Below are 23,326 nucleotides of genomic sequence, written 5' to 3' on the forward strand. Positions count from 1 at the left end.
GCCCCAGCCGCATCCACGCGCCCCGAGCGCGCACCCACAAGGACAAGAGATGGACCAGATCACCCCGGGCGATACCGAGGACGCCGCGGCCCCGGCGGCGGACGGCCCGTCGCCCCTCCCGGGAGACGGCGTCCTCACCTCCCCGCCGGTGGTCGGACTCGGGGGCTCCGCCGGCGCGATCCAGGCACTGCGCGAGTTCTTCGCCGCCATGCCGCCGCAGCCCGGCATGGCCTTCGTGGTGGTCCTGCATCTGTCGCCCGAGCACGAGAGCATTCTGGCCGAGCTGCTCCAGCGCGTCACCGCGCTGCGCGTGCTGAAGGTGACCGGCATGGTGTCGATGGAGCCCGATACCGTGTACGTGGTGCCGCCCGGCAAGGTATTGGAAGTGCGCGACGGCTCGCTGGTGCTCGCGCCCCTGCCCCCGGACCGCCACCGCCATGTCGCCGTGGACCTGCTGTTCCGCACCCTCGCGGATACCCACGGCGCCAGCGCCACCGCCATCGTGCTCTCCGGCGCCGACGGCGACGGCGCGATCGGCATCAAGCGCATCAAGGAGCGCGGCGGCCTCACCATCGCGCAGGACCCGGAAGAGGCGCAGGTGGACGGCATGCCGTCTTCGGCGATCGCCACGGGCATGGTCGACTGGGTGCTTCCCGTCGCCCAGATGGCCGAGCGCGTGATCGAATACCACCGCATGGCGCCACGGCTGCGCCTGCCCGCGTCCCGCACTCCGGCGCCCTCGCCGTCCCTGGCCGAGGCCTCGGACGAGCGGGCGCTGCGCGAGGTGCTGTCCCTGCTGCGCCACCGCACCGGGCGCGATTTCGGCGACTACAAGCGCGCCACCGTCGTGCGGCGCATCGGGCGCCGCATGCAGGTCAACGGCATCGCCACCATGGCAGGCTACCTCGACTGCCTGCGCACGCGCCCCGGGGAAGCCGGCGCGCTGCTGCAGGACCTGCTGATCAGCGTGACCAACTTCTTCCGCGATCCGGGCTACTTCGAGGCGCTGGACGCCCATCTGCAGCGGCTCTTCCAGGGCAAGAGCGGCGCGGACACGCTGCGCGTGTGGGTGGCCGGCTGCGCGACCGGCGAAGAGGCCTACTCGATCGCCATGATGCTCACCGAGCACGCCCGCTCGCTCGACGCGGCGCCGATGCTGCAGATCTTCGCCACCGACCTCGACGACGCCGCCATCCGTGCCGCCCGCGACGGCTTCTACCCCGCAGCGATCGAGAGCGACGTCTCGGCCGAACGGCTGCGGCGGTTCTTCGTGCGCGAGCGCAGCGGCTACCGCGTGCGGCGCGAATTGCGCGAGAGCGTGCTGTTCGCGGTGCACGACCTGCTCAAGGACTCCCCGTTCTCCCGGCTCGACCTGGTCTCGTGCCGCAACCTGCTGATCTACCTGAACCGCGAGGCACAGCACCGGGTGCTGGACACCTTCCACTTCGCGCTGCAGCCCGGCAGGACGCTCTTCCTGGGATCGGCCGAGTCGGTGGATGGCGCCGACCCGCGGTTCACCGTCGTCGACGAACAGCACCGCATCTACTGCCACCAGGCCGTGCCGCGCACGGAGCTGCTGCTGCCCGGCAGGACCGGCGGGCCCGCGATGGCGCACCTGCAGCCCGCCCCGCACCAGGGCCCGGTCACGCACGCCGCGGCGCTGCCGCAGCGCATCGCGGAAACGCCCCGCCTGTTCCCGCAGCCCCCCGGCGAGAAGCCCCCGTCGTGGGGCGAAGTGCACCTGCGCCTGCTCGAGCAGCTGGCGCCGCCCTCGATCCTCGTCGACGGCGAGCAGGAGATCCTGCACATGTCGCCCTCGGCGGGCCGCTTCCTGTCGTTCCACGGCGGCGAGCCCTCGCGCAACCTGCTGCGCCTCGTGCATCCCGCGCTGCGCATCGAGCTGCGGGCCGCGCTCTACCGGGCCGGCCGCACCGGGCAGCCCACGCTGCTGTCCGCCCTGGCCGTCGACACCGCCGGCGGCCTCTTGCGCGTCGCTCCCGAAGTCCGGCCCGTGCCGGATCTGGGGCCGGGCTGCGCGATCGTGCTGCTGCCCGTGGTGCCCGAGGCGCCCTCGCACGCGGCGGCACCGGCCGAACTGCCCGCGGATTCCGCCGCCGAGCAGCTCGACCGCGAACTCGAGATGCTGAATGCGCAGCTGCGCAACACCATCGAGCAGTACGAGGCCTCCACCGAAGAACTGCGCGCCAGCAACGAGGAGCTGCAGGCGATGAACGAGGAGCTGCGCTCGGCCACCGAGGAACTGGAGACGAATCGCGAGGAACTGCAGTCCATCAACGAGGAACTGACGACCGTCAACCACGAGCTCAAGAGCAAGGTGGACGAGCTGGGCCATGCGAACAGCGACATGCAGAACCTGATGGACGCCACCGCCATCGCCACGGTCTTCCTGGACCGGGACCTGCGCATCACCCGCTTCACGCCCTCGGCGGTCACGCTCTTCAACCTGATCGCCACCGACGTGGGACGGCCGCTGTCGCATCTGCGCACGCAGCTGCAGTACCCCGAGCTCGCCGACGACGCGCGGCGCGTGCTCGAACGCCTGGCGCTGGTGGAGCGCGAGGTGGGCGCGAGCGACGGCAACTGGTACCTCGTGCGCATGCTGCCCTACCGCACGCTGGACGACCGCATCGCCGGCGTGGTGCTGACCTTCGTGGACATCTCCGAGCGCAAGCAGGGCCAGGAGGCGCTGCGCCGCTCCGAGGACCGCTTCAGCGCCATCGTGAACCAGGCCGTGGTCGGCGTGGCGCAGACCGATCTCGAGGGCCACATCACCTTCGTCAACCGCCACTACAGCCACATGCTGGGCTACGGGCACGACGAGCTGATCGGCACGCAACTGCTCGACCTGATCCACCCGGGCGATCGCCAGCTGAGCGCGCACCTCATGCGCCGCCTGGCGGACCATGGCGAGCCCTTCCACATCGAAAAGCGCTGCCTGCGCAAGGACGGCAGCACGCTCTGGCTGCACAACAGCGTCAGCTACCTCGCGGACGCGCTGGGCCGGCCCACGGCGTCCATCGTGGTGTGCAACGACATCAGCGAACGCAAACGCGCCGAGAACGCGCTGCGCGAGAGCACCGAGCGGCTGCGCCTCGTCATCGAGAACGCGGTCGAGTACGCGATCTTCTCCACCGACCTGGACCGTCGCATCACCACCTGGAACAGCGGGGCCGAGCGCATCCTGGGCTACAGCGAGGGCGAGGCCGTGGGCCAGCTCGCCGACATGATCTTCACGCCCGAGGACCGCGCGGCCGGCGCGCCGCTCTCGGAAACGCGCACCGCATTGGCCACGGGCGGCGCGCTCGACGACCGGCTGCACCAGCGCAAGGACGGCAGCCGCTTCTGGGCCAGCGGCGCGCTCATGCCGATGCACGACGGCGCGGACGCGGTGGTCGGCTTCGTCAAGATCCTGCGCGACCAGAGCGACCAGCGCGCCAGCCAGCAGGCGCTCGAACAGAGCCGCTCCGACCTGATCAAGGCCCTGCGCGAGAACGAACAGGCCCGCGCCGCGCTGCAGGCGGCCGACGCGACCAAGGACCGCTTCCTCGCCGTGCTGTCGCACGAGCTGCGCAACCCGCTGGCATCGATCGCGAACGCATCGGCGGTGCTCACCACCGACTGCACGGAAGCCGCCGAACGCGACCAGGCCGCGCGCATCGTGCAGCGGCAGGCGCGCGCCATGGCGGTGCTGCTCGACGACCTGATGGACCTGTCGCGCCTGCGCCTGGGCCGCATGACCCTGCAGAAGCGCGAGACGCCGCTGGCCGAGATCGTCGACGCCGCGCTGGAGGCCACGCAGGCCGCCATCCGGGCCGCCGGCCACGAGCTGGTGATGGAGCTCCCCCCCGGCACCGTCCTGCTGGACGCCGACCCGGTACGCATCGCGCAGGTCCTCGCGAACCTGCTGAGCAACGCCGCCAAGTACACCCCGGACGGCGGCCGCATCCGCCTGTCGGCCGAGGTCGGCGCGGGGCGTATCGTTTTCTGCGTGGAAGACAACGGCATCGGCATGGACCCGGGCACCGTCGACGACATGTTCACCATGTTCTCGCAGAGTCCCGATGCGGGCGCGCGGCACACCCAGGGACTGGGCATCGGCCTCGCGCTCGTGCGCAACATCGTGGAAATGCACCAGGGCAGCGTGCGCGGCGAAAGCGCCGGGCCCGGACACGGCAGCCGCTTCACGGTGGAGCTGCCGCTGTCGCCCCAGCCCGGCGACCCCGAGGGGTCGCACGCTCCGCCTGCAGGCAGCGCGGGCGGCAGCCACCAGCCCCGCATCCTGCTGGCGGACGACAACGTGGACGTGACCTGGTCCATCTCGCACCTGCTGGACGGCTGCACGGTCGCCACCGCGGCGGACGGGCACGAGGCCCTGCGGAAGGCGCGCGAGATGGAGCCCGACGTGGCCGTGCTCGACCTCGGCATGCCCGGCATCGACGGCATCTCGCTGGCGCGCACCCTGCGCGCGGAGCCCTTCGGCGCGCGCATGCTGCTGGTGGCCGCCACCGGCTGGGGCCAGGAGAACAACCGGCAGCAGGCGCGCGATGCGGGCTTCGACGCCTACATGGTGAAGCCACTCGACGTGCGCGAACTGCAGCGGCTCATCCAGGAGCACCTGCCGCCGCGCTGAGCGGCCCCGCCGCGCGTCACCGCGCCACGGCGGGCTGCACGGCCTGCGCCTCGCGCACCAGCTCGGTCCCGGGCGTCCACGCGTACGAGGCCGATGCCGCCTGCGAGGGCGAGCCGTCCTGGTTCACCGCGTCGCGGTAGGCGAGCGACGATTCGCCCTCTTCCTGCGGCGTCTGCACGAACTGCGTGCCGTTCTTGCGGTAGCCGGTTTCTGCGTCCACCACCTGGCGCAGGTACTCGCGGTGGCTCTCGAATCGGATGAACGCAGGCAGTGCGCCATCGCCGATCACCTCGGCGGGGTCGCGCCGCTCCAGCCGCTTGAACAGTTCCTGCACCGCCTGGAAGTGCCCCAGTTCATAGTCCAGGAACATCTCCCAGATCGCGCGCACGCGGGGGTTGCTCTCCTGCTCCACGCAGCCGGCGTAGTTCCAGACCTCGCAGGCTTCGGAGATCAGCAGCTTCTCCAGCGGCGTCTCGCGCGGGTTCAGCATCGAGCCGTAGTGCGTGATGTGCTGCGACTCCACCGATGCGATCTCCGCATAGAGCTGCCGCGCCACCGGGTCGGCGAAGATCGGCCCGATGTTCATGTAGTAGTCGTGCGTCTGGTACTCGCCGCCCGTGAGCGTGAGCGCATGCAGCTTGGTCGCCAGCGTCGCGTCGGGCCCGTACGGCTCCAGCAGGTCATGCTCGGGCGCGCGGTGGTGCACCCAGGTCGGGCGCGACGGAACGATGTCGGTGTAGCCCTGGGTGATGTTGTTCGCGTCCTTGCCTTCCAGCCGGTCCAGCAGCGCGCTGTAGCGGTAGAGGTGGTCGAAGTCCTCCAGCAGCGCGTAGCGGTAGCCCTGCGCCAGGTAGCTGTCGGGCTCCAGCTGCGCGACCGATGCGGTGACCTCGATGGCCGTCTGCTCGTAGCCGATCGTGGTCTCCAGCGGCGAATGGTCCGCGCCGATCAGCCAGTTGATCGTCGTGGCCTGGTGCTGCTCGACGCGCATCAATTGCGCGATCTCCACGCGCGCGTCGGCGTTCATGCGCAGCAGGACCTGCTTGGTGCGCAGCGCGTCCAGCTCCACGCCGTTCATGAGGATGGCACGCACGCGCGTGAACGCATCGTCGTCGAGCTTGCTGATGGGCTTGCCCACCATGTCCTTCCAGCTGAGGCGCTGGCGGCCGAGGGCCGTGCCCTTGTCCTGGAAAAGATGGATCGTCATGGGATGTCCTTGGGTTCGTGGGGATGGGGGAAAAGGAAGGAGGGAGGAAGGGCACAGAGGGGCGGCGTGTCCGCCCTCTTCAGACCGCGTCGCTGGGCAGCGGCCCCGACACCACCAGGGCGCCGAGCCAGGCCTGCACGGTGTTCAGGTGCCGCTGCTCCTCGGTGAGCGCCTGCGCGAATTCGCTCACCAGGCTGGTCTCGCCCGCCTGCTCGGCGAGCTGGATCAGCAGCTCCCATCCCGCGTTGTCGGTGAGTTCCGCCGTCAGGATGGCCGAGAGCGCCTGCGCCAGCGTCGTGCGCGGGTCGGTCACCACCTGGATGAGGCCCATGGAGGCGGTGCCGATCACGTCGGCGCACGGCGTCTGCGCCGTCGGGTCGCCGCCGAGCTGGCGCATGGCGTCGCAGAGCAGCTGGAAGTGCTGCAGCTCCTCCGCGCGGATGCGCTGCAGCGTGGCCAGCGCCGAGGCATCGCCCATCAGCGCGGCGTCGTCGGTGCCCGCGCCGGCCGCCTTCACCGCGTCGGCGGGCGACGGCACCTTGGCACCGGCATTCACGGCCCCTTCGTACTTCACGATCAACGCGTCGTAGAGCCGCGTGCCGCCCCGCTCGAACGCGATGCGCTCGCCGATCTTGTCCAGCAGGATCTCGGGGTGCTCGCCCATCAGCTTGCTCACGCCCGTGCGCACCATGCCGCCGAGCGACGTGGGCGGCGGCACCGAGCCGAGCGGGCCGGCCTCCTGCCCATGCAGCAGGCGCATTTCCCGGGCCTGCGAAAGATCGATCGGCCCGGGCGGGGAGTACCGTGCGACGGCTTCCTCCATCGCCTGTGCGCCGGCCGGCGACGCCGAGGCGCCCGTGCGGTTCATACCCGTGGTGGTGGCTTCCATGAAAACTCCTTGTGCTTGCGGTTCATCGGGGGATCTGCGAACGGCCCATGATTCGCCCCACGCCCCCCACCCTGCGTAGGAACCCGCGCAAGATACGGCCCGCGTTACAGATGCCACCTCCAAAATTCCGCAGGATCTGTCGAGCCGAATGCATGAGCCGGAAAGCATTGCTGCAAATACCGGCTTCCCTGGAATAAATGACCATTGCTCTGCCGCTCGCTACGGCCGGGATGGCGACGCCCGCAGTGCCCTCCCCCATCCCTGCGGCGCTGCGACACGGCTTGTTTCTTTTGCATGCACAGCCGGCCCCCGCGCTCGGGCGACTTCGTAACACGGGCGTTTTTCCTACCTGCCGCAGCCGCTCGGCCGGGCTCGTTCCGCAGGCGATGGCATGGGCATTGCCACGTTCTCATCGACAGCGCTGCACTGCGCGGTCACATCCAACGCACCATTCGCAATGTTCCAAAGGAGAAATCACATGGCATCGAATCAAGGCAATCAAGGCAACCAAGGGAATAACCAAGGCAACCAGGGTGGCGGTTCCGGCCGCGGATTCGCCGGCATGGACCCGGAGCGCCAACGCGAGATCGCCGCTGAAGGCGGCCGCGCTGCCCACGCCAGCGGCAATGCCCACGAGTTCAGCTCCGAGGAAGCCCGCCGCGCGGGCAGCGCGAGCCACGGTGGCGGTGGCAACAGCACCCAGAACCGCAGCGGCAGCCAGGGCGGCGGCGGCAATACCGGCAGCAACAGTGGCGGCACGCGTGGCGGCAGCAGCGAGCAGCATGCCCAGGCTGGCCGCCAGAGCCACAAGAACGACCGCTGACGCGCAAGGGTGCGCGCGCCGGCGTCGGGCACGCTGTCATCCATCCGCCGCCCGCCAGTGGACGGATGAAGGACACGGCCCGACCGCCACACTCCGAAAGGCCACCGTTGCTCTCGCACCGGCGGCCTTCTCTTTTGCACCCGCCGCTCTTGCACCCGGCGGCAGGCCGCGGCCACGTCCGCCGCCGCCTACGGCGTCATGGCATCCGCTCCGACCACGGCGCGCCGGCCGTGCGCCTACCGTGGAACGTCGCCCGGCGGGTGGCACGCGCCTGGCCCTCCGCCGCCCCACTTTCCACTCTCCTCCCAAGGAAAACCAAGCCATGCAGAACGAGCAACTCCGCGAATCCGCCCGCCATCTCGTCGATTACGACGACCGCCGCGAAAGCGCGCCCTGCGAACACCAGGCCACGGCCATCGCCGCCGCCGGCCTGCTCTTCTGGGCGTTGGTGGGACGCAGCCGCACGCGCGCCGTGCTCCACGCGGCGATCGGCGGTGCGCTGCTGCTGCGCGCAGCGGGTGGGCGCGACGGGCTGCGGCGCTGGCTCCACCAACCCGCGCAGGAGCCTGCGCAAGAGCAGCCTGCCCGGACCGAGGCCTCCGCAGCGCCTTCCTTCGCCGATCTGCCGATGTGATTCCGCGGGCGGGGTGACGGGCGCCGGCAGCTCGCCCGGCACCCCATCGCGTCGTCAGGCGGGCCGGGGGTCCAGATGGATACCGAAGCCCGACGCGCCCGGAGCAAGATCCTCGCGCAAGTCCAGTTGGGGAACGCGGTAATCCCCGGCGTTTTGCCTCCGGAACGGAATTGGCCTGTCGGTGAAAAGGCCGTCCAGCCGCTGCCCCAGCGCATCGCAGGCCCTTGCAAATCCCGCTTCGTCGATCCGCCCCGTGCGGTAGGCCACATGCGGCGGCAGCACCTCGAACCCGGGGTAGAACAGGATGCCGTGCTGTATCGGGAACAGGATGTCCCCGATCGGCCCGTTGATGCCGCGCGGTCCGTAATGCGGCTCCCAGCCCCCGGCCGTCACCACCAGCATCGCACGCTTGCCCGCCAGCGTGCCCTCGCCGTACCTGTCTCCCCAGTGCGTGTCGGAATGCTCTCCCACGCCGTAGGCGAAACCGCAGGCGTACACCCGGTCCACCCACCCCTTGAGGATCGCCGGCATCGAGAACCACCAGAGCGGGAACTGCAGGATCACCGCGTCGGCCCAGAGCAGCTTCTCCTGCTCGTGCCCGATGTCGCTGCGCTGCGTACCGCGCTCGAAGGCACGCAGCGAATCCTCTGCCGCGCGGAAGCGCTCGCCGGCCCCATGGGCCGTGTCGTCGTCCGCATCCAGCGCGGCTTTCCAGCGCATCGCATACAGGTCGGACACCTGCACCGCATGGCCGGCCTGCTCCAGGTGCCGCACCGAGAAATCCCGCAGCGCACCGTTCAGTGACCGCGGCTCCGGGTGGGCATAGACGAGAAGAATGTTCATGGCGTTTTCCGTTCCATCGAAACCGTTGAAGATGGAAGCCACGATAGAAGCGCGTGCGCTATATTGGAAATGAATTTCCCACATGGCTGGTATTTCCATGAGCAATTCCCTGCGCCAGCTGGACCTGAACCTGCTGGTCACCCTCGACGCGCTGCTGGCGGAGCACCACGTCACCCGCGCGGCCGAGCGGCTGCACCTCTCGCAGCCCACGGTGAGCCTGCAGCTCGCACGGCTGCGGGAATATTTCGCCGATCCGCTGCTGCTGCCGGGCCCGCGCGGCATGCGGCCCACCGCCCGGGCGGGCGAACTGCGCGAGCCCCTGCGGCAGGCGTTGTCCGCGCTGGAGCAGGCCGTGGCGCCCTCGCGCCCGTTCGACCCGGCACAGTCGCAGCAGACGTGGCGCGCGGCGGCATTCGACTACGGCGCATTCACCGTGCTGCGGCCGGCGCTGGCCGGTCTGCGCGCCGCCGCGCCCGCCACGCGCCTGGCCATCGTGCAGGTACCGCCCGCGCAACTGGCGGCGCGGGCCGCGCAGGGAGAGATCGACATCGCCTTCCATACCGGCGCGGAAGCGCCACCGGACCTGCGCCGCAGGGTGCTGTTCACGGAACGCTATGTGCTCGCGGGCCGGGGCGGCCACCCGCGGCTCCGCCGGCGCCCCACGCTCGCACAGTTCTGCCGGCTGGAACATGCCATCGTCTCGCCCGACGGCGGCGGCTTCCACGGCGCAACGGACGCGGCATTGGCCGAGCGCGGCCTCTCGCGGCATGTGGCGTTGTCGGTACCGCACTTCCTGGCCCTTTCGGCCGTGCTCGCCAGCACCGATCTGGTGGCCATGGTGCCATCGCGGCTGGTGCGCGAAAACCCGGCACTGCGGATCGTCGAGCCGCCGCTCGACGTTCCGGGTTTCGACATGCTGATGCTCTGGCCGGAGCGCATCCACCGCGATCCCGCGCACCAGTGGCTGCGCGAGCACATCGCGCGATCGCTCTGAGCCGCGTCGGCAGGCAGGCAGGGAGGAGAAAAGAGTCGCGTCCACGTGGCAAAGCCCCGCACGCGCAAGGCGTGGCGGGGCTTTCTGACACGGGCATGGCGGGAGCGTTCCTGCCGGGCCGGTCAACCCATCAGCGGGTGGCGTCCTTCAGGTCTTCCTTGGCGTCGCCGTAGTTCTTCTGGACGTTGCCTTCGACCTGCTTGGCCACGCCCTTGGCCTGCTGTTCCGGGCTGTTGAACACTTCGCCGGTCTTCTGCTGCACCTTGCCGGCAACTTCCTTCGCGGCACCCTTGATTTGGTCGGTATTCATGGCGAGATCCTTTCGGTGGTGTGGTTTCGGGCACGGAAAAGTCCGATGCCTCACCGACGAAATTTACGCGCCATGCTTCGGCTCCAGGGCGGGCCGATGCCGCTGCCGTCCGTAAGGCCGAGCCTACAAGGCAGAGCCGTGACGGGCGGCGCCGCGGCCACGCTCCGGGCCTGTTCACTCGTTGTTCGGTGTCGCGCGCAGCCGTTCTGTATCGAACGCCAGCTTGCGCGCCAGCGCCCTGCGCACGGCATCGAGCGCGGTGGCGGGCACGAACTGGTCATGGAAGGCGTACAGACCCCTGCCGTCGTCGCCCAGCCACTCGCCGCTGCCCTTCAGGGTGGCGACGAACAGCAGCCGCCGGTCCTGCGATCGGGACCACATCGGCACGTCGGTGAACACCGCGGCGCAGGTGAGCGCGCCGTCGTCGTCCAGCACCTTCATGAAATCGAGCCGCAGCGGGCCCATGGGGCTGGAGATCGCCAGCGTGTCGAACGCCCGGGGCGGCTCGCCCTCGGGAAACGTGAAGCCGTACTGGCTCATGAGGCGCGACGCCTTGCCAAACAGCACGCAGAACTGGTTCCTGCGCTCCTCCGCCCCCTGGACGGCCCATTGGAAACCCGTCTCCACGGCCTTCAACGCCGCTTCATGCAATGCCGTGCCCATGTCCCTCTCCGCTGTGCCCATACGGATCGGGAATATACCGTCGAGCACCGTGCAGATGCTCATTTTTTCGCTGCGCGGCCGCGGTCCGCCCAGCACCGCATCGACGCCCGGGTCCTACCCGCCCCCGCGGCACGCACCGACCGCTCGCAGGTCGCTTCGCGTGCCGAATGGAGCCCAGGGCACCCGCCCCCCTCACAGGAGCCACGCATGACCTCGCCACAGCAGCCGCCATCGCAACCCATCCAATACCCCAACCAGCCCGGACAGCAGCCCATCACGGACGGCGACCCGGCCGATCTGCCGCCACCGCTGACCGAGGACGGCCCGGACCAGGCCAGTCCCGCGACCCAGGACCCGACCGGCCAGCGCGACATCCCGATCGAGACCTGACATGTTGCCGGCTGCCGGAAAAGGCCCCGGCAGAAAGCAAAAAACCCCTGAGCGATCGACTCGCTCAGGGGTTCATGCTTTGGCGGAAACGGAGGGATTCGAACCCTCGATGAGGCTCTACACCCCATACTCCCTTAGCAGGGGAGCACCTTCGGCCACTCGGTCACGTTTCCAATCCCGCTATTCTAACCCAAGATTCGCGCGCTTCAGCGAACTCAGGCGGCGGACGGCTGGTCGAGTTCGAAGGCCTTGTGCAGCGTGCGCACGGCCAGCTCGACGTACTTCTCGTCGATGACCACGGAGGTCTTGATCTCGGAGGTGGAGATCATCTGGATGTTGATGCCCTCTTCGCTCAGCACGCGGAACATCTTGGAGGCGACGCCCACGTGGCTGCGCATGCCGATGCCGACGATGCTCACCTTGCAGATCTTGGCGTCGCCGACGACTTCCTGCGCGCCCAGGGCGGGAACGACCTTTTCCTTGAGCAGATCGATGGTGCGCGCGAAGTCGTTGCGGTTCACCGTGAAGCTGAAGTCGGTCTTGCCGTCCTTGCTGAGGTTCTGGATGATGACGTCCACCTCGATGTTGGCGTCGGCCACGGCGCCCAGGATCTGGTAGGCGATGCCGGGCTTGTCGGGCACGCCCAGCACGGAGATCTTGGCCTCGTCGCGGTTGAAAGCGATGCCGGATACGACGGCTTGTTCCATTTTTTCGTCTTCCTCAAAAGTGATGAGCGTGCCGGAGCGGGCCTCTTCGTCGATGTCGATGTCCCAGGGCGTGAAGCTGGAGAGCACGCGCAGCGGCACCTTGTACTTGCCGGCGAACTCCACGGAGCGGATCTGCAGCACCTTGCTGCCGAGGCTGGCCATCTCCAGCATTTCCTCGAAGCTCACGGTGTGCAGGCGGCGCGCCTCGGCGACCACGCGCGGGTCGGTGGTGTAGACGCCGTCCACGTCGGTGTAGATCAGGCATTCGGCCGCCTTCATGGCCGCCGCCACGGCCACGGCCGAGGTGTCGGAGCCGCCACGGCCCAGCGTGGTGATGTGGCCGTGCTCGTCGATGCCCTGGAAGCCGGTGACGATCACCACCTTGCCGGCGGCGAGGTCGGCGCGCACGCGCTGGTCGTCGATGGATTCGATACGGGCCTTGGTGTAGGAGCTGTCGGTGCGGATCGGCACCTGCCAGCCGGCGTAGCTCACCGACTCCATGCCTTCGGCCTGCAGCGCGATGGCCAGCAGGGCGGAGGACGCCTGCTCGCCGGTGGAGGCGAGCATGTCGAGCTCGCGGTGGTAGGCGGAGGAAGCGCGCGAGGGAGCGAGTTCCTTGGCCAGGCCGAGCAGGCGGTTGGTCTCGCCGCTCATGGCGCTGGGCACCACCACCATCTGGTGGCCCGCCCGCGCCCACTTGGCGACGCGCTTGGCGACATTGCGGATGCGCTCCGTGGAGCCCATCGATGTGCCGCCGTATTTGTGAACGATCAATGCCATTGGATATCCGGGGTGACGGTACGAAGGCCGCGGCGCATAAGACGAGAAACAAGGAAAGGCACAGGACCGGGCCTGCGGGGATGGAGAGGCCCCCTGGGCCTCACAGGGGCCGGCGCCTGTAAGGCACGGGCTCTGTGGCCGAGGTGTTTTGGCGCGCCGCCGTGTTTCGTGCGAAGTGAGGGAAGAAGACCAAAACCCGTCAATTGTACCAACCGAGTCCATCGCCCTCGCGCACCACGAAGCCCCGCCCCACCTTGATGCGGATGCGGTGGCCGCGCGTGGCGCAGGCGGCGATCTGCTCGAGCAGTTCGCCGAGCTGCGCGGCCGAGGGGGTGGTGCCATGCACGGTGCGCAGCCAGTGGCGCAGCGCATTGCCCTGGCGCTCGCGGCCGAGGGCGCGCAGCGCCGCGATGCGCGGCGGCTGCCCGATCGCCTGCAGATCGGCCTCGGCCAACTCCCGCAGCAGCACCGCGGCCTCCGCCGCATGCGATGCGCTGCGCGCGAAGGTGTCGCGGAACTGCGGGAACGCGGCCTCCAGCGCCGGCAGCAGCCGCGCGCGGATGCGGTTGCGGGTATAGCGCTCGTCGGTGTTCGTCGGGTCCTCGACCCAGTCCTCGCCGCGGGCGGACAGCCACGCCCGCACGTCCGCGCCTGCGACTTCGAGCAGCGGCCGGTGCCAGTCGATCCCGCCGCGCCGCCAGTGGCCCGGCATGGCCGCCAGCCCCGCCACGCCCGCGCCGCGTGAGAGTGCGAGCAGCACCGTCTCGACCTGGTCGTCGGCATGCTGGGCGAACGCGATGGATGCCAGCGCGGGTTGCCCCCCTGCGCGGCGGATGTCGTCTGCACGACCGCCGCGGTTCTCTCCTTCAGCCAGCGTCCGCAGGGCCTCGTAGCGATGCCGGCGCGCCGCGTCCTCCGGGCTGTCACCCGCAGCATGCCGCGCATCCACCCGTGCAGTGCGCAGCGGCACGTTCAGGCGCTCGCACAGCGCCCGGCAGTGCGCCTCGAACCCGTCGGCCGCAACCTGCAGCCCATGGTGCACGTGCAGCGCATGCACCTGCCCCGGGAAGCGCTCCGCACACGCATGCAGCAGCGCCGTCGAATCCGCCCCGCCGCTCAGCGCCACCCCCAGCGGCAACGCCGGCCGGAAACGGTCCATGGCCGCGTCGAACGCCCGCGTCATCGCGCCGCCCTCTGCACAGGACAAACAAAAACGGCCCCGAAGGGCCGTGCGGCAGGCATGGATACGGATGTCCCCGACATCTCAACCTATCTCGTCTGCGAAACAGTTGGAGCCCGCCCGCTTGGCAATGCTGAAATGAACCGGCCGCGCAGGCAAGCGCATCCTCACAACCCATGCGACAGCGGAGAACCCCGGCGCCCGAACCCGAAGCGGCCTCGCCCGTCCGATGGCCGCGGAGCAGGCCAAGCCAGCAGACGCCGTGGAACCGGCTCCGCCGGGCCACTGGCGTCGTTCCCCTGCCCGCCGTGCGCAGCACGGCGAGAGCGGGGGGAAGGCGCGCAGCGCCTCAGGGGGGTGCGTCACCGTTCAGCGCGGGTATCGTTGAAACGCCCGTAGCTCTGCAGGCGCTCGTAGCGGCGGTCCAGCAGCTCGCGCACCTTGAGGTCCGCCAGCTGGCGGTAGGCATCGCCCAGCGCGCGCTTGAGGAAGGCGGCCATCTGCTTGTGGTCGCGGTGCGCTCCGCCCACGGGCTCGCTCACGATCTTGTCGACCAGGCCCAGCGCCTTCAGGCGGTGCGCGGTGATGCCCATGGCGTCGGCCGCGTCCTGGGCCTTGTCGCCGGTCTTCCAGAGGATGGAGGCGCAGCCCTCGGGGCTGATCACCGAGTAGATCGAATACTGCAGCATCACGACCTGGTCGGCGACGCTGATGGCCAGCGCGCCGCCGGAGCCGCCCTCGCCGATCACCGTGGTGATGATGGGCACTTCGAGCTGCGCCATCTCGAAGATGTTGCGGCCGATCGCCTCGGACTGGCCGCGCTCTTCCGCGTCGATGCCGGGGTACGCGCCGGGCGTGTCCACGAAGGTGAACACCGGCAGGTGGAACTTCTCGGCCGTCTTCATGAGGCGCAGGGCCTTGCGGTAGCCCTCGGGCCGGCTCATGCCGAAGTTGCGCGCGGCGCGCTCCTTGGTGTCGCGCCCCTTCTGGTGGCCGATGACCATGCAGGCCTGGCCGTTGAAGCGCGCCAGCCCGCCGATGATGGACAGGTCGTCGGCGAAGTGCCGGTCGCCGTGCATCTCGACGAAGTCGGTGAAGATCTCGCGCACGTAGTCGAGCGTGTAGGGACGCTCGGGGTGGCGGGCGATCTTGGTGATCTGCCAGGGCGTCAGCTCGCCGTAGATGTCCTTGGTGAGCTGCTGGCTCTTGCGGCTGAGCTGGTCGATCTCCTCGGAGATGTCCACCGCGCTCTCGGTCTGCACGTAGCGCAGCTCCTCGATCTTGGATTCAAGCTCCGCGATGGGTTGCTCGAAATCCAGAAAAGTCTTTTTCGCCAATTTGTTTTCTCCTTGGGGCTGGCCCCGGCGCGCACGGCGGCGGGGCGCTGCGCACGCAGTTCGCGGGAACGCGGTCGATCGGACGGGCGGTCAGTAGTCCACCGGCAGGGGTGCGAGCGACCGCCAAATATACCAACTCGCCACGCTGCACCAGGGTTTCCAGGCCTCGGCGACTTCGCGGGCATCGCTGCGGCTCACCGGGTCGCCCGAGAAATAGTGCTGGCTGATGCCCTGCAGCAGGGTGGCGTCGTCCAGCGGCAGCACGTTCGGCCGCGCCAGATGGAAGATGAGGAACATGTCGGCCGTCCAGCGGCCGATGCCGCGGATGGCGACCAGCTCGGCCGCGATGGCTTCGTCGTCCATCGCGTCCCAGTCCTTGACGTGCAGGCGGCCGGTGTCGAAGTGCAGCGCCAGGTCCACGAGGTAGTCCACCTTGCGGGCGGAGAGGCCGGCGGCGCGCATGTCGTCCACCTTGAGCTTGAGCACGTCGGCCGGCGTCATGCCGCGCGGCAGCGCGGCGAACTTGTCCCACACCTTCTGCGCGGACGCTACCGAGACCTGCTGGCCCACGATGCTGCGCGCCAGCGTGGTGAACGCGTCGCCGCGCGCCACCAGGGCGACGTCGCCCAGCTGCGGGATGAGCCGCTTCATGACGCGGTCCTTCTTGACCAGGTGGCGGCAGGCGTCCGCCCAGTAGCCGGGGGCGGTGGACGGCACCGCCGTCCCCGCTGGTTTCTTGCTGGAGGCCACGGATTACCTTGTCGGGACGGAAAACTGCTGCGCAGGCAGGAAGCGGAAAAGACGGGAAGGCAGGCTCACTGCGCGGCCTCCCAGGTGGTGCCGGCGGCGGAGTCCTTGAGCACGATGCCCTGCGCGAGCAGTTCGCCCCGGATGCGGTCGGCCTCGGCGAATTTCTTCGCCGCCTTGGCGGCCGCACGCGCGGCGATGTGCGCTTCGATCGCGGCGCCGTCCAGCCGCACGCCCTGGCGCAGGAACGTACCCGGATCGCCCTGCAGCAGCCCCAGGCAGCAGCCCAGCGCCTTGAGCAGCCCGGCCGTGCGCGCGGACCGGGTGCGGTTCACTTCGCCCGCCAGGTCGAAGAGCACGGCCACCGCCTCGGGCGTGCCGAAGTCCTCGTCCATGGCCGCCTTGAAGCGGGCGGCATGCGGATCGGACCAGTCGATCGCGCCGATGTCGTCCGGCGCCACCAGCGAGAGCGCCGTGTAGAGGCGCTTGAGCGACGAGCGCGCGTCCTGCAGGTGCACGTCACTGTAGTTGAGCGGGCTGCGGTAGTGCGTGCGCACGATGAAGAAGCGCACGCTCTCGGCGTCGTACTGCTCCAGCACTTCGCGGATGGTGAAGAAGTTGCCGAGCGACTTGCTCATCTTCTCGTTGTCGACCCGCACGAAGCCGTTGTGCATCCAGAAGCGCGCGAGCGGCTGGCCCGTCGCGCCCTCGCTCTGGGCGATCTCGTTCTCGTGGTGGGGGAACTGCAGGTCCGCGCCGCCGCCGTGGATGTCGAAGCTCTCGCCGAGCGTGGCGCAGCTCATGGCCGAGCATTCGATGTGCCAGCCCGGGCGGCCGGTGCCGAAGGGGCTGTCCCATTTCGCCTCGGGCGGCTCGCCGGGCTTGGCGGCCTTCCAGAGCACGAAGTCGAGCGGGTCCTGCTTGTCGTCCTGCACGGCCACGCGCTCGCCCGCGCGCAGCTCGTCGAGCGACTTGCCCGAGAGCTTGCCGTAGCCCGGGAACTTGCGCACCGCGTAGTTCACGTCGCCGCTGCCGGCGCGGTAGGCCAGGCCCTTGCCCTCCAGCGCGCCGATGAGCGCGAGCATCTGCGGCACGTATTCGGTGGCGCGCGGCTCGACCGTGGGGCGCTCGATCGCGAGCGCGCCGACGTCCTGGTGCATGGCCGCCGTCATCTCGTCCGTGAGTTCGCGGATCGTGATGCCCCGCTCCACCGCGCGGCGGATGATCTTGTCGTCGATGTCGGTGATGTTGCGCACGTAGGTGACGCGGTATCCACTGCTGCGCAGCCAGCGCTGCACCACGTCGAACGCCATCATCATGCGGGCGTGGCCGATGTGGCAGAGGTCGTAGATGGTCATGCCGCACACGTACATGCGGACATGGCCGGGCTCCAGCGGGGAAAAGTCCTCCAGCGCACGCGACAGCGTGTTGTAGATGCGCAAACTCATGGGGTGTCAGTGAAGAGGGGTGGTGGGCCGGGGGCTGCCCTCCGGGCCGTGCCGGCGCGGTCGCGCGGCACCTCGTGGTCCAGTCGGGCGGGGCGTGCGCAGCGTCTGCGCGCTGCGCGGTTCAGGAGCGGCAACAGCGCACCGGCATGGCAAAACCCCTCGGCTACAATTCGCGGCAGTATAAGGCCCGTTACCGATCGACACGTTCATACCCCCTTCCCATCCATGACGCACGCCCGCCGCCCACTCTCCCATCTCCTGCGACTGCTTGCGTTGTCGGCCCTGCTGGGGGCGCCGCTGGCCCATGCGGACGACTATGCGGAGATCACCCAGCTGCTGAAGGCCGGCAAGGCGCAGGAAGCGCTCGCCAAGGCCGACCAGCGCCTGCTGGCGAACCCGCGCGATCCGCAGCTGCGCTTCCTGCGCGGTGTGGCGCAGGCGGACTCGGGCAAGCAGACGGATGCGGTGGCCACGTTCACCAAGCTGACCGAGGACTATCCGGAACTGCCGGAGCCCTACAACAACCTCGCGGTGCTCTACGCGAACCAGAACCAGCTCGACAAGGCGCGCACCGCGCTCGAGATGGCGATCCGCACCAACCCCAGCTATGCCACGGCGCACGAGAACCTGGGCGACATCTACGCCAAGCTCGCCAGCCAGGCCTACAACAAGGCGCTGCAGCTCGATGCCTCCAATGCCGGCACGCTGCGCCCCAAGCTCGCGCTGATCCGCGACCTCTTCTCCAGCGACGCCGGCAAGGCCGCCACGGCCAAGGCCACGGGCACGCAGGTGGCCCCCGCGAATGCGCGGACGACCGCCGCGGCCACGGCCTCCGCACCGGCGCCCGCGCCTGCTCCCGCGGCGTCGCCGGCCCCGGCACCCGCGCGTCCCGCGACGCCTGCGCCGGCACCGGCCCCTGCTGCGGCACCCGTGCCCGCACCCGCTCCGGCGCCGGCTCCCGCGGCAGCACCCGCGCCCGCACCGGCAGCCGCGTCGTCTTCCACGGCGGCTGCCGAGCGCGAGGTCATGTCCGCGGTGCGCGCCTGGGCGAGCGCCTGGGAGAGCCAGGACATGCATGGTTACCTGGGCGCCTACGATGCCTCCTTCACGCCCCCGGGCAAGCTGAGCCGCGCCGCCTGGGAGAAGGAGCGCCGCGACCGCATCGTCGGCCGCGCCAAGATCAACGTCACCGTGAACGACCTGAACGTCACGGTGAAGGACAACAAGGCCCAGGCACGCTTCCGGCAGGGCTACAGCTCGGGCGCGTACAGCGTCACCAGCCGCAAGACCCTCGACATGGTCTACACCCCCGCGGGCCGGTGGCTGATCGTCCGCGAGTCCACCGGCGGCTGATGGCGGTTCGGCAGGCGGGCGCGCCCTCTTCCCTCCGGCCTCCACGCCGTGGCCCGGGCACCGCCGCGCGGGCGTGCCGCCGCGTGCGCGCATGGCCGGCCGCTCTCCTGCGCCCCGTCTGCTGATCCGCATGTCCGTGGCGATGAACATCCGGAGCCGCACGGTGGCGGCGGCAGCCGCCGTGTCGGTGCTGTGCGGCGCGCTGTGGCCTCCGGCCGCCTGGGCGCAGGGCGACAAGGAGCGCAGCATCGCCCGCGGCAAGCGCGCTGCGTCCAAGGCGCCCGCCCGCGCGCAGCAGGCGCCCCTGCGCGACGGCCAGGCCGAGCAGCGCCTCATGGAGGTCTACCGGCTCACCGGCGAAGGCCGTGGCCGCGAGGCGCTCGCCAAGGCCGAAGCCCTGGCGCGCGACTACCCCAATTTCCAGCTGGCGCAGCTCGCGCTGGGCGATCTGCTCTCGGCCCGCACGCGGCCGCTGCGCCAGTTGGGCGACGTGCCCGCGGGCCAGGGCGACGCACCCCAGCCACCGTCGCCGAATGCGGCCGAGGTGCTGGCCGAGCTGCGGGCCGAATCCCGCCAGCGCACGGACGCGCTGCGCGTGCGCCCGGGGGCCCGCACCATCCCGGCGCAGTTCATCGAGCTGTCGCCGCGCTCGCGCCATGCCATCGCGGTCGATGCCTCGCGCTCGCGGCTCTACCTGTTCCAGAACACCGAACAGGGCATGGAGCTGGTGGCCGACTACTACGCCTCCGTCGGCAAGCTCGGCATCGAGAAAGCGCTGGAGGGCGACCAGCGCACGCCGCTGGGCGTCTATTTCATCACCAGCCGCCTCGATCCCGCGACGCTCAAGGATTTCTACGGCGCGGGCGCGCTGCCGATCAACTACCCGAATCCGCTGGACCAGAGCCGCGGCAAGACCGGCAGCGGCATCTGGCTGCATGGCACGCCCTCCGATCAGTTCTCGCGCGCGCCGCTGTCCACCGACGGCTGCCTCGCGCTGGCCAACCCCGATCTGGAGCGCATCCTGCGCACGGTGGAGCCGCGCTCCACGCCGGTGGTGATCACGCGCCGCATCGACTGGGTGCAGCCGCAGGCCGTGCAGACCGAGCGCCGCCAGTTCGAGGCCGTGCTCGATGCGTGGCGCGGCGCCAAGTCGCAGGGCGACGTGCGGCGGCTGATGTCCTTCTATGCGCCGGACTTCCAGAGCTACGGCAAGATGCCCCTGGCGGACTACGCGAAAACGCTGGACACCGAGGTCCGTGCCCTGCGCGGCCGGCCCCTGCACCTCAAGGACCGCTCGCTGCTGCGCTGGAAGGATGCCTCCGACACCATGGTGGTGACCTTCGGCGAAGTCGCCGAGGGCGCCCGCACCGGGCCCGTGAAGCGCCAGTACTGGACCCGCAAGGGCCAGCAATGGCAGATCTTTTTCGAAGGAGTGATTGGATGACGAACCTGCTTTCCCGACGCTGCGCCGCCCTGGCGCTGGCCGCCGGCTTCGCCTGCACGGCGCTGGCCCCGTCCGCTTTCGCGCAGACCGCTGACGCGGCGCCGAAGGTCAAGCTGGAAACCAGCCTGGGCGACATCGTGCTGCAGCTCGATGCCGCCAAGGCGCCGAAGACGGTCGAGAACTTCCTGCAGTACGTGAAGGACAAGCACTACGACGGTACGATCTTCCATCGCGTGATCGACGGGTTCATGATCCAGGGCGGCGGATTCACGCCCGACATGAAGCAGAAGCCCACGCGCCCGCCGATCCCGCTGGAGTCCGCCAACGGTCTCAAGAACAATGCCTATACCATCGCCATGGCGCGCACTGGCAGCCCGGATTCGGCCACGTCGCAGTTCTTCATCAACGTGAAGGACAACATCGCCCTCAATGCCCCCAATCCCGACGGCCACGGCTATGCCGTGTTCGGCAGGGTCGTGAGCGGCAAGGACGTGGTGGACAAGATCAAGGCCGTCGAGACGGCCAACCGCGGCATGCACCAGAGCGTGCCGGCCACGCCCGTCGTGATCAAGACCGCCACCGTGGTGCAATGAGCGCCGCGCCAGGGCACCTCGCACGCACCTCCATCGTCCCCACCCGGGACTTTCCAAGGAAACAGAAATGAGCAACCCGCAAGTCGAACTCCACATCGCCGGCCACGGCGTGATCGTCCTCGAACTCGACGCCGAGAAGGCGCCCAAGTCCACCGAGAACTTCCTCGCCTACGTGAAGAAGGGCCACTACGACAACACCGTATTCCACCGCGTGATCCCCGGCTTCATGATCCAGGGCGGCGGCTTCGAGCCCGGCATGAACCAAAAGGGCACCGACGCCGCGATCGAGAACGAGGCCCAGAACGGCCTGAAGAACGACAAGTACACCGTGGCCATGGCCCGCACCAGCGACCCGCACTCGGCCACCGCGCAGTTCTTCATCAACGTCGCCGACAACGGCTTCCTGAACCACACCGCGCCGTCCGCACAAGGCTGGGGCTATGCCGTGTTCGGCAAGGTGGTCAAGGGCACCGAAATCGTGGACGCCATCAAGGGCGTGAAGACCGGCCGCAAGGGCTTCCACGACGACGTGCCGAAGGACGACGTCATCATCGAGAAGGCCGTTCTGGTCTGATTCCCCCCTGAGTCGCTTTGCGCCGCCTGGCGCGAAGCACTTCTGAATCCCGTCCTGTCATGAGCCTGCCTGTGCCCGACATCCGGGAGTTCGTGGCGCCCGACGCGTGGCGCACGATCGATTTCATCTCCGACCTGCACCTGGAGGCGGACCACCCCCGCACGGTGGAGGCCCTCTTCCGCTACCTGGACACGACGCCGGCCGATGCCGTGTTCCTTTTGGGTGACGTGTTCGAGGTCTGGGTGGGCGACGATGCCCTGCACGAATCCGGCAGCTTCGAGGCCGCCTGCTGCGAGCGCCTGCGCGAAGCCGCATTGCGCAGGGCGATGTACTTCATGCACGGCAACCGCGATTTCCTCGTGGGTGCGGGGTTCACGCAGGCCACGGGCATTCCCGTGCTGCAGGACCCGACCGTGCTCGTCTTCGCCGGCCGCCGCTGGCTGCTGAGCCACGGCGATGCACTGTGCCTGGCCGACGTGCCCTACCAGAAATTCCGCGCCATCGCGCGCGACCCGCAGTGGCAGGCGCAGCTGCTCGCGCGCCCGCTCGCGGAGCGCCGCGCCCAGGGGCGCAGCGCCCGCACCGAGAGCGAGGCCCGCAAGCAGGCGGGCACCGCCTTCTACGGCGACGTGGACGACGGCGCCACGCTGCAGTGGCTGCATGCCGCGCGCGCGCACGCGCTGATCCACGGGCATACCCATCTGCCGGCCGACCATGCGCTGGGCGAAGCCGGCGAAGGCAGCCCCCTCGCCCGCCACGTGCTCACCGATTGGGATCTGGAAGCCCCCGGGCCGCGCGCCGAGGCACTGCGCCTCGGCGTCACGGGCTTGGAACGCATCCGCCTCGTCCCCAGATAGCGGCATGCCCGCCAACCCCGCCCCTGCTCCGGCCGCCTCCTCCGCTCCCGCATCCGGCTTCGCCCGCCTGCTGAACCGGCTTTCGCGCCGCGTGCGTTCCACGCTCGCTCCCGTGCCGGAGATACCGGCCACGCTGTGGATGCAGACCGTGCAGCGCTACGCCTTCCTGGGCGCGCTGCCCCTGCAGGACCAGGCCAAGCTGCGCGCCCTGAGCGCGCTCTTCCTGCAGCGCAAGGAGTTCACCGGCGTCCACGGGCTGGAGGTGACCGACGCCATGGCGGTGGCCATCGCCGCACAGGCCTGTCTGCCGCTCCTGCACTGGGGCGAGCCGGCCAAGGCCCTGGCGTGGTATGACGACTTCGTGGGCATCGTCGTCCATCCCGGCGAGGCGGTGGCGCGCCGGCAGGCCGTGGACGCAGCCGGCGTGGTGCACGATTACGACGAAGTGCTGCTCGGCGAGGCCATGGAGCGCGGCCCGGTGATGCTGAGCTGGCCCGCCGTGGACGGCGCCGGCCGGCCGCTGTCGGGCGGCGAGCGGGGCAGCGGCACGAGCGTGGTGGTGCACGAGTTCGCGCACAAGCTGGACATGCGCAACGGCGGGGCGGACGGCTACCCCCCGCTGCCCGCGGGCTTCCTCGGCACGCAAGGCGCAGGCGCGGCGCGGGAGCGCTGGCGCGCCGCCTGGGAGCCCGCGTACGAGGACTTCCGCGAGCGCGTCATCATCGCCGAGCGGTTCGGCGGCGAGCGGCCGTGGCTCGATGCCTACGGCGCCACCGCACCCGCGGAGTTCTTCGCCGTGGCGTGCGAGGCCTATTTCGTCAGCCGCGAACGCTTCGCGCAGGAATTCCCGACGCTGATGCCGGTGCTGGACGCCTACTTCCGCCCGGGCGGCTGACCCCGCA

General features: G+C 69.8%; 21 protein-coding genes and 1 tRNA gene. 11 read left to right on the forward strand and 11 right to left on the reverse strand.

Translation table 11 applies throughout. The features are described from left to right. The first annotated feature begins 49 nt into the window (after positions 1 to 49). A complete protein-coding gene (locus tag Q9R47_RS08870) occupies positions 50 to 4,651 on the forward strand; it encodes a PAS domain S-box protein (protein WP_311232841.1) in 4,602 nt (1,533 codons plus the stop codon). Between the two features lie 16 nt (positions 4,652 to 4,667). On the opposite strand, the gene Q9R47_RS08875 is transcribed toward Q9R47_RS08870, so the two are convergent. Together Q9R47_RS08875 and Q9R47_RS08880 are read right to left on the reverse strand one after the other, a co-directional pair. Then, complete coding sequence (locus Q9R47_RS08875; protein ID WP_311232842.1) at positions 4,668 to 5,858, reverse strand: hypothetical protein; 1,191 nt, start codon at positions 5,856 to 5,858, stop codon at positions 4,668 to 4,670. A 79-nt stretch (positions 5,859 to 5,937) separates the two neighbouring features. Then, positions 5,938 to 6,747: a ferritin-like domain-containing protein gene (locus tag Q9R47_RS08880; RefSeq protein ID WP_311232843.1), complete on the reverse strand. Its 810-nt coding sequence runs from the start codon at positions 6,745 to 6,747 to the stop codon at positions 5,938 to 5,940. A 478-nt stretch (positions 6,748 to 7,225) separates the two neighbouring features. Here Q9R47_RS08880 and Q9R47_RS08885 point away from each other — a divergent pair, with 478 nt between their 5' ends. Together Q9R47_RS08885 and Q9R47_RS08890 are read left to right on the forward strand one after the other, a co-directional pair. Beyond that, positions 7,226 to 7,570 carry a KGG domain-containing protein gene (locus tag Q9R47_RS08885; protein WP_311232844.1) on the forward strand — a complete coding sequence of 115 codons (345 nt, stop codon included), beginning with the start codon at positions 7,226 to 7,228 and terminating at the stop codon, positions 7,568 to 7,570. A 322-nt stretch (positions 7,571 to 7,892) separates the two neighbouring features. Then, entirely contained in the window at positions 7,893 to 8,204 is a 312-nt protein-coding gene (locus tag Q9R47_RS08890) for a hypothetical protein (protein WP_311232845.1), read from the forward strand. Positions 8,205 to 8,258: 54 nt separating this feature from the next. On the opposite strand, the gene Q9R47_RS08895 is transcribed toward Q9R47_RS08890, so the two are convergent. Next, positions 8,259 to 9,047: an NAD(P)H-dependent oxidoreductase gene (locus Q9R47_RS08895; RefSeq protein ID WP_311232846.1), complete on the reverse strand. Its 789-nt coding sequence runs from the start codon at positions 9,045 to 9,047 to the stop codon at positions 8,259 to 8,261. A gap of 97 nt (positions 9,048 to 9,144) precedes the next feature. Between Q9R47_RS08895 and Q9R47_RS08900 the strand changes: the two genes are divergently transcribed. Then, positions 9,145 to 10,041, forward strand: coding sequence for a LysR family transcriptional regulator (locus Q9R47_RS08900; RefSeq protein WP_311232847.1), 897 nt, complete (start codon positions 9,145 to 9,147; stop codon positions 10,039 to 10,041). 130 nt (positions 10,042 to 10,171) lie between these two features. Here the strand turns inward: Q9R47_RS08900 and Q9R47_RS08905 are convergent, their stop codons facing one another. Both Q9R47_RS08905 and Q9R47_RS08910 read right to left on the reverse strand, forming a co-directional pair. Beyond that, a complete protein-coding gene (locus tag Q9R47_RS08905; protein ID WP_311232848.1) occupies positions 10,172 to 10,351 on the reverse strand; it encodes a CsbD family protein in 180 nt (59 codons plus the stop codon). A gap of 174 nt (positions 10,352 to 10,525) precedes the next feature. Beyond that, positions 10,526 to 11,014, reverse strand: coding sequence for a hypothetical protein (locus Q9R47_RS08910; RefSeq protein WP_311232849.1), 489 nt, complete (start codon positions 11,012 to 11,014; stop codon positions 10,526 to 10,528). A gap of 207 nt (positions 11,015 to 11,221) precedes the next feature. Between Q9R47_RS08910 and Q9R47_RS08915 the strand changes: the two genes are divergently transcribed. After that, positions 11,222 to 11,404, forward strand: a complete 183-nt coding sequence (locus tag Q9R47_RS08915) for a hypothetical protein (protein WP_311232850.1) — start codon at positions 11,222 to 11,224, stop codon at positions 11,402 to 11,404. Between the two features lie 80 nt (positions 11,405 to 11,484). On the opposite strand, the gene Q9R47_RS08920 is transcribed toward Q9R47_RS08915, so the two are convergent. The 6 genes from Q9R47_RS08920 to cysS form a co-directional block, all read right to left on the reverse strand. Then, positions 11,485 to 11,577, reverse strand: a tRNA-Ser gene (locus Q9R47_RS08920). 42 nt (positions 11,578 to 11,619) lie between these two features. Next, positions 11,620 to 12,891, reverse strand: coding sequence for an aspartate kinase (locus Q9R47_RS08925; RefSeq protein ID WP_311232851.1), 1,272 nt, complete (start codon positions 12,889 to 12,891; stop codon positions 11,620 to 11,622). Between the two features lie 199 nt (positions 12,892 to 13,090). Continuing rightward, positions 13,091 to 14,074, reverse strand: a complete 984-nt coding sequence (tilS, locus tag Q9R47_RS08930; RefSeq protein ID WP_311232852.1) for a tRNA lysidine(34) synthetase TilS — start codon at positions 14,072 to 14,074, stop codon at positions 13,091 to 13,093. Between the two features lie 359 nt (positions 14,075 to 14,433). Next, on the reverse strand, positions 14,434 to 15,408 hold the full coding sequence (locus Q9R47_RS08935) for an acetyl-CoA carboxylase carboxyltransferase subunit alpha (RefSeq protein ID WP_311232853.1): 975 nt from the start codon (positions 15,406 to 15,408) through the stop codon (positions 14,434 to 14,436). 90 nt (positions 15,409 to 15,498) lie between these two features. Continuing rightward, on the reverse strand, positions 15,499 to 16,158 hold the full coding sequence (locus Q9R47_RS08940; protein ID WP_311232854.1) for a DNA-3-methyladenine glycosylase 2 family protein: 660 nt from the start codon (positions 16,156 to 16,158) through the stop codon (positions 15,499 to 15,501). 65 nt (positions 16,159 to 16,223) lie between these two features. Next, positions 16,224 to 17,603 carry a cysteine--tRNA ligase gene (gene cysS / locus Q9R47_RS08945; RefSeq protein ID WP_311232855.1) on the reverse strand — a complete coding sequence of 460 codons (1,380 nt, stop codon included), beginning with the start codon at positions 17,601 to 17,603 and terminating at the stop codon, positions 16,224 to 16,226. Between the two features lie 225 nt (positions 17,604 to 17,828). On the opposite strand from cysS, the gene Q9R47_RS08950 reads away from it, so the two are divergent. From Q9R47_RS08950 to Q9R47_RS08975, 6 genes are all read left to right on the forward strand, one after another. Beyond that, positions 17,829 to 18,956 carry a tetratricopeptide repeat protein gene (locus tag Q9R47_RS08950; RefSeq protein ID WP_311232856.1) on the forward strand — a complete coding sequence of 376 codons (1,128 nt, stop codon included), beginning with the start codon at positions 17,829 to 17,831 and terminating at the stop codon, positions 18,954 to 18,956. A 130-nt stretch (positions 18,957 to 19,086) separates the two neighbouring features. Continuing rightward, positions 19,087 to 20,400 carry a L,D-transpeptidase family protein gene (locus Q9R47_RS08955; RefSeq protein ID WP_311232969.1) on the forward strand — a complete coding sequence of 438 codons (1,314 nt, stop codon included), beginning with the start codon at positions 19,087 to 19,089 and terminating at the stop codon, positions 20,398 to 20,400. After that, entirely contained in the window at positions 20,397 to 20,993 is a 597-nt protein-coding gene (locus Q9R47_RS08960) for a peptidylprolyl isomerase (RefSeq protein ID WP_311232857.1), read from the forward strand. Before Q9R47_RS08955 ends, Q9R47_RS08960 begins: the two co-directional genes overlap by 4 nt. A 67-nt stretch (positions 20,994 to 21,060) precedes the next feature. Then, positions 21,061 to 21,567 (forward strand): peptidylprolyl isomerase, encoded by a 507-nt coding sequence (locus Q9R47_RS08965; protein ID WP_311232858.1) that lies wholly within the window; start codon positions 21,061 to 21,063, stop codon positions 21,565 to 21,567. Positions 21,568 to 21,626: 59 nt separating this feature from the next. Beyond that, positions 21,627 to 22,424, forward strand: a complete 798-nt coding sequence (locus Q9R47_RS08970; RefSeq protein ID WP_311232859.1) for a UDP-2,3-diacylglucosamine diphosphatase — start codon at positions 21,627 to 21,629, stop codon at positions 22,422 to 22,424. 4 nt (positions 22,425 to 22,428) lie between these two features. Then, on the forward strand, positions 22,429 to 23,319 hold the full coding sequence (locus Q9R47_RS08975; protein ID WP_311232860.1) for a zinc-dependent peptidase: 891 nt from the start codon (positions 22,429 to 22,431) through the stop codon (positions 23,317 to 23,319). The last annotated feature ends 7 nt before the right edge of the window (positions 23,320 to 23,326 follow it).

It is taken from the genome of Acidovorax sp. PRC11 (genome assembly GCF_031844105.1).
GTDB lineage: Bacteria > Pseudomonadota > Gammaproteobacteria > Burkholderiales > Burkholderiaceae_C > Paracidovorax.

What these genes read in the sequence shown, in the direction of transcription:
- Q9R47_RS08870 (WP_311232841.1), top strand. Translation starts at nt 50, where the DNA reads ATGGACCAGATCACCCCGGGCGATACCGAGGACGCCGCGGCCCCGGCG.
- Q9R47_RS08875 (WP_311232842.1), bottom strand. Translation starts at nt 5,858, where the DNA reads ATGACGATCCATCTTTTCCAGGACAAGGGCACGGCCCTCGGCCGCCAG.
- Q9R47_RS08880 (WP_311232843.1), bottom strand. Translation starts at nt 6,747, where the DNA reads ATGGAAGCCACCACCACGGGTATGAACCGCACGGGCGCCTCGGCGTCG.
- Q9R47_RS08885 (WP_311232844.1), top strand. Translation starts at nt 7,226, where the DNA reads ATGGCATCGAATCAAGGCAATCAAGGCAACCAAGGGAATAACCAAGGC.
- Q9R47_RS08890 (WP_311232845.1), top strand. Translation starts at nt 7,893, where the DNA reads ATGCAGAACGAGCAACTCCGCGAATCCGCCCGCCATCTCGTCGATTAC.
- Q9R47_RS08895 (WP_311232846.1), bottom strand. Translation starts at nt 9,047, where the DNA reads ATGAACATTCTTCTCGTCTATGCCCACCCGGAGCCGCGGTCACTGAAC.
- Q9R47_RS08900 (WP_311232847.1), top strand. Translation starts at nt 9,145, where the DNA reads ATGAGCAATTCCCTGCGCCAGCTGGACCTGAACCTGCTGGTCACCCTC.
- Q9R47_RS08905 (WP_311232848.1), bottom strand. Translation starts at nt 10,351, where the DNA reads ATGAATACCGACCAAATCAAGGGTGCCGCGAAGGAAGTTGCCGGCAAG.
- Q9R47_RS08910 (WP_311232849.1), bottom strand. Translation starts at nt 11,014, where the DNA reads ATGGGCACGGCATTGCATGAAGCGGCGTTGAAGGCCGTGGAGACGGGT.
- Q9R47_RS08915 (WP_311232850.1), top strand. Translation starts at nt 11,222, where the DNA reads ATGACCTCGCCACAGCAGCCGCCATCGCAACCCATCCAATACCCCAAC.
- Q9R47_RS08925 (WP_311232851.1), bottom strand. Translation starts at nt 12,891, where the DNA reads ATGGCATTGATCGTTCACAAATACGGCGGCACATCGATGGGCTCCACG.
- tilS (WP_311232852.1), bottom strand. Translation starts at nt 14,074, where the DNA reads ATGACGCGGGCGTTCGACGCGGCCATGGACCGTTTCCGGCCGGCGTTG.
- cysS (WP_311232855.1), bottom strand. Translation starts at nt 17,603, where the DNA reads ATGAGTTTGCGCATCTACAACACGCTGTCGCGTGCGCTGGAGGACTTT.
- Q9R47_RS08950 (WP_311232856.1), top strand. Translation starts at nt 17,829, where the DNA reads ATGACGCACGCCCGCCGCCCACTCTCCCATCTCCTGCGACTGCTTGCG.
- Q9R47_RS08955 (WP_311232969.1), top strand. Translation starts at nt 19,087, where the DNA reads ATGTCCGTGGCGATGAACATCCGGAGCCGCACGGTGGCGGCGGCAGCC.
- Q9R47_RS08960 (WP_311232857.1), top strand. Translation starts at nt 20,397, where the DNA reads ATGACGAACCTGCTTTCCCGACGCTGCGCCGCCCTGGCGCTGGCCGCC.
- Q9R47_RS08965 (WP_311232858.1), top strand. Translation starts at nt 21,061, where the DNA reads ATGAGCAACCCGCAAGTCGAACTCCACATCGCCGGCCACGGCGTGATC.
- Q9R47_RS08970 (WP_311232859.1), top strand. Translation starts at nt 21,627, where the DNA reads ATGAGCCTGCCTGTGCCCGACATCCGGGAGTTCGTGGCGCCCGACGCG.
- Q9R47_RS08975 (WP_311232860.1), top strand. Translation starts at nt 22,429, where the DNA reads ATGCCCGCCAACCCCGCCCCTGCTCCGGCCGCCTCCTCCGCTCCCGCA.